Annotated in this window: 4 protein-coding genes; 2 read left to right on the forward strand and 2 right to left on the reverse strand. The window is 61.9% G+C overall.

Annotated elements, in window-relative coordinates:
* The coding region (locus tag BW981_RS22060) for a transposase (protein WP_139333908.1) at positions 1 to 119 on the reverse strand (119 nt) is incomplete at its 3' end.
* Positions 120 to 164: 45 nt separating this feature from the next.
* A complete protein-coding gene (locus BW981_RS23305) occupies positions 165 to 485 on the reverse strand; it encodes a hypothetical protein (RefSeq protein ID WP_210188724.1) in 321 nt (106 codons plus the stop codon).
* Between the two features lie 39 nt (positions 486 to 524).
* On the opposite strand from BW981_RS23305, the gene BW981_RS23310 reads away from it, so the two are divergent.
* Both BW981_RS23310 and BW981_RS22070 read left to right on the forward strand, forming a co-directional pair.
* Entirely contained in the window at positions 525 to 1,070 is a 546-nt protein-coding gene (locus BW981_RS23310; RefSeq protein ID WP_210188725.1) for an ATP-binding protein, read from the forward strand.
* A 161-nt stretch (positions 1,071 to 1,231) separates the two neighbouring features.
* Positions 1,232 to 4,177, forward strand: coding sequence for a type I restriction endonuclease subunit R (locus BW981_RS22070; RefSeq protein WP_083712570.1), 2,946 nt, complete (start codon positions 1,232 to 1,234; stop codon positions 4,175 to 4,177).
* The last annotated feature ends 91 nt before the right edge of the window (positions 4,178 to 4,268 follow it).

Consider the following 4,268-nt stretch of genomic DNA (forward strand, 5'->3'; position numbering starts at 1 on the left):
TTGTAGAACGTGGCGGCCGAGATCCCGTACTTCCGGCAGATATCGGCGGTCTTCGAACCCGCCTCCTGCTCCTTCAGCATCCCGATGATCTGCTCTTCCGAAAAACGTGAGGGCTTCATCCGTCGTCTCCTTCGCGACAGACTCTACCCATTCATGGAGGAAGTTCAGGGGCTCAGGTCACTCTGCCAGCGGACCGCCGCGGCATCATCTCCAAGCTCGAGGAGGACCGGCTCGTCGTCCGCAACGACGCAGGCCATTTCGACATAACCAACCTCGGAGCCATTCTCTACGCTCGTCGGCTCGCAGACTTTCCAAATCTGGCGCGCAAGGCCGTTCGGGTCGTCGTCTACAAAGACAAGACGCGCATCATCACACAGCGAGAACAAGAAGGAACGCGAGGCTATGCGTCCGGCTTCGCCGGGCTCATCGAGTGGATCGACAGCCAGCTGCCCCGCAACGAGGTGATTGGCCAGGCCCTCCGTCAAGCCGTTCCACTTTTCCCAGAGCTTGCCGTCCGCGAGTTAGTGGCGAATGCACTCATTCATCAGGACTTCGACATCAGCGGCACCGGTCCGATGGTGGAGATCTTCGACGGGCGCATTGAGATCACGAACCCTGGCGCGCCATTAATCGACATCCAGCGCTTGCTTGATCATGCGCCTCGATCGCGAAACGAGGCGTTGGCGAGGTTCATGCGCCGTGTCGGCATTTGTGAAGAGCGTGGCACCGGCGTCGACAAGGTCGTCTTCGAGACGGAGTTTCACCAGCTTCCAGCGCCGATCTGGGAGAAGCAGGAAGGGGCATTCCGTGTCACCCTCTTTGCACCGAAAGCACTGCGCGACATGGACAAGCATGAGAAGGTCCATGCCTGCTATCTGCACGCCTGCCTTCGCTACGTGAATCGAGAACCAGTGACGAACACCTCATTGCGAGAACGTTTCCGGGTCGAACCAGGGAACGCAGCGATCGTGTCGAGGATCATTAGGGACGCGATCGAAGCTGGTCGGATCAAGCCAGTCGAAGAAGGGCAGGCCAAGAAGGCTGCTCGCTACCTGCCATGGTGGGCCTGATTTTGTTTGATGGGTATTTGATTGAGAGACCGCATCAAGGATCCGGGCTACTGATTTTCCTGAAGAAAATCGGCTCTAGCGAGTTTCGCCTATTTGATCGCTACCGTCGCGAGCAGCTACCAGCATGCTCATAGTGCTTCATCTGATACCATGAGCAAGCCATGACCCTACATAGGGAAATTAGCTTCGAGGATGAGATCTGCGCTCATTTGGCAGCACATGCCTGGCTCTACGAGCCCAGTAGCACAACGGCGTATGATCGCGGCCGGGCACTCCTGCCAACGGATCTCGTAGCGTGGCTCCAGCAGACGCAGCCCAAAGCCTGGGACGCCCTGAACCGCTCTCATGGCGCAGGTGCAGAAGCAGCACTCCTCGACCGTGTGCGCAAGCAGATCGATGACCGTGGTGCGCTGGAGGTCATACGGCACGGGATCGACATGGTCGGCGTCCAGGGACGCATCGCCCTAGCCCAGTTCCGCCCTGCCTTTGGCACGAACCCCGACATCATCGCGGCCTACCGAGCGAACCGCCTCCGCGTCGTCCGCCAGCTCCGCTACTCGACAACCAACGAGAACAGCATCGACCTCGTCCTGTTCCTGAACGGCCTGCCGGTCGCGACGATCGAGCTCAAGACCAACTTCACCCAGTCGATCACCGACGCCATCGATCAGTATAGGTTCGACCGGCTCCCTCGCTCCAAGGGCCAGGCGCCTGAGCCGCTCCTGTCATTCCCGAACGGGGCACTGGTGCACTTCGCCGTCAGCAACAGCGAGGTGCATATGACGACCAGACTCGCAGGCGCCTCGACACGGTTCCTGCCCTTCAACAAAGGCAACCAGGGCGGCGCCGGAAACCCACTGAACCCGAACGGTCACCGCACCGCCTATCTGTGGGAGGAGATCCTCGAGCGCGAGAGCTGGCTCGAGATCCTGGGCCGCTACCTGGTCCTACAACGAGACACTAAGCGTGCTGCCACCGGCCTGGTCTTCCCGCGGTATCACCAGCTCGATGCTACTCGAAAGCTCTCAGGTGCCGTTCGCGTCGAGGGAGCGGGCGGCAAATACCTGGTCCAGCACTCGGCCGGTTCCGGCAAGACCAACTCGATTGCCTGGGCAGCCCACTTCCTCGCCGATCTGCACGACGCCGGGGACCGAAAGCTGTTCTCGACGGTGATCGTGGTGTCCGACCGCAATGTCATTGACGCTCAGCTGCAGGACGCGCTCTTCGGCTTCGAGCGCACGACAGGCGTGGTTGCTACGATCCGGAGCGAAGGCGGCGCCAAGAGCGGCCAGCTCGCCGAAGCACTGGCCCAAGGCAAGAAGATCATCGTCTGCACGATCCAGACCTTCCCCTTTGCTCTCGACGCCGTGCGCGAGCTCGCCGCGACCGAGGGCAAGCGCTTTGCGGTGGTCGCCGACGAGGCGCACAGCTCGCAGACCGGTCAGGCCGCTCAGAAACTGAAGCAGATCCTCTCGCCACTGGAGATCGCCGATCTCCAGGACGGTGGCGAAGCGAGCGCCGAGGACATCCTGACGGCACAGATGGCCGCGCGAGCGGGTGAGACAGGCGTCACCTACGTGGCCTTCACAGCTACCCCCAAGGGTAAGACGCTAGAACTCTTCGGGCGCCGACCGAACCCTGACGAACCGGCTGGGCCGAGCAACCTGCCAGCGGCCTTTCACGTCTACTCGATGCGGCAGGCGATCGAGGAGGGCTTCATCCTCGACGTGCTCAAGAACTATACGCCCTACCGTCTGGCCTTCCGCCTCGCGAACGGCGGACAGGAGTGGGACGAGCAGGAGGTGGAGCGTAGCGCAGCCCTGAAGGGCATCATGCGCTGGGTCCGGCTCCACCCCTACAACATAGCCAAGAAGGTCGAGATCGTCGTCGAGCACTTCCGTGAAAACGTGCAGCCGCTACTCGAGGGCAAGGCCAAGGCTATGGTCGTGCTAGCGAGCCGCGTCGAGGCCGTGCGGTGGAAGCTGGCGATCGACCGCTACATCAAGTCAAAAGGCTACAGCCTCGGCACGCTCGCAGCGTTTTCCGGCGAGGTCGCGGATCCGGAGTCGAGCGATGAGCCGTTCACGGAAGGCAGCAGCACGCTGAACCCCGGGCTCAAGGGGCGAGACATCCGCGAGGCGTTCGCGGGCGCCGACTTCCACCTGCTGCTCGTCGCCAACAAATTCCAGACCGGTTTCGACCAGCCGCTGCTCTGCGGAATGTATGTCGATCGGCGCCTGGCCGGGATCCAGGCCGTGCAGACGCTCTCGCGGCTCAACCGCGCCCACCCTGGCAAGGACACGACCTACGTCCTCGACTTCGTGAATTCCTCCGAGGAGATCCTCAGCGCCTTCAGCACCTACTACGACACAGCAGAGCTCGAGGGCGTCACGGATCCCAACATCGTGCTCGATCTCAAGGCCAAGCTCGATGCCAGTGGCCACTACGACGAGTTCGAGGTTGATCGCGTCGCGGCGGTCGAGATGGATCCAAAAGCCAAGCAGGGCGACCTGGTCGCTGCGATAGAGCCGGTGGCCGATCGCTTGCTAAGACGCTACAAGGCCGCTCAGGAGCGCCTGCGAGCCGCTCGCGACCGCGATGACGCCCAGGGCTCGAACGACGCCCAAGACGAAGTCAACGCGCTCTTACTTTTCCGGAGCGACATAGTCGCCTACCAGAGCGCCTACAGCTTCCTCTCCCAGATCTTCGACTACGCCAACACCGGTGTCGAGAAGCGCTTCATCTTCTACAAGCGCCTGGTGCCGCTCCTCGAATTCGGGCGCGAGCGTGAAGGCGTAGATCTGTCGAAGGTCGCGCTCACCCACCACAGCCTCAAGAACGACGGTCAGCGCCGGCTCGACGTGTCCGGACGCGACGAGGCCAAGCTCGCGCCCATGACCGCGTCGGGTTCAGGCACGCTCCAGGAGAAGGAAAAGGTCCGCCTCGCCGAGATCATTGAGCGGGTCAATGACCTGTTCGGCGTCGATACAACGGATGGCGACCAGCTGAGCTACGTCACGACGCTTCGGGACAAGATGCTCGAGTCGGAGGCGCTGGTCACCCAGGCGGCGAACAACAGCAAGGCCCAGTTCGACAACTCTCCGTAACCGTCCGGTCTCGGCCGCCTTGCGCGGTGGGCGGCATTTCCCGAACGGTGTGACCTTAAGTCTAGCTTTAAGGTCATGGCGATGGTTCGGG

The organism is Allobosea sp. TND4EK4 (genome assembly GCF_900156025.1).
GTDB lineage: Bacteria > Pseudomonadota > Alphaproteobacteria > Rhizobiales > Beijerinckiaceae > Allobosea.

Excerpts from the sequence above, each read along its gene's own strand:
- BW981_RS22070 (WP_083712570.1), top strand. The coding sequence starts at position 1,232 with ATGACCCTACATAGGGAAATTAGCTTCGAGGATGAGATCTGCGCTCAT.